Origin of the sequence: Streptococcus suis (assembly GCF_002964045.1) — a bacterium.
In the GTDB taxonomy this organism is placed as follows: Bacteria; Bacillota; Bacilli; order Lactobacillales; family Streptococcaceae; genus Streptococcus; species Streptococcus suis_U.
Window position 1 is genome coordinate 1 of record NZ_POPB01000664.1, and the last position, 288, is coordinate 288.

General features: G+C 33.3%; 1 protein-coding gene. It reads left to right on the forward strand.

The annotated features are described in order from the left end of the window. Positions 1-288 (forward strand): hypothetical protein (locus C1E99_RS14855; protein WP_161951234.1); only part of this gene is annotated, 288 nt, incomplete at both ends.

Consider the following 288-nt stretch of genomic DNA (forward strand, 5'->3'; position numbering starts at 1 on the left):
AATATTATCCAAATGAAAATGGTTTTGTGGTAGCATATCGTGAGGGTCTGGAAGTTGACCAAGTGTATCATAATTATATCTTTGATACAACAACCGTTACGAATCAACCTAAGGATTTTGAGTTATTCTTGGAGAAAAAATCCTCTACATTCCAAAGACCACTTGAGAATGTTGAATTCAAACTTTATTCAACACGTAATGGAGATACTTTTTCTGGAGAGTTGGCTAGAGTCAGAACAAATTCAGAAGGAAAAATTGTTTTTGGAAAGGATATTCTAAAAGCTGATA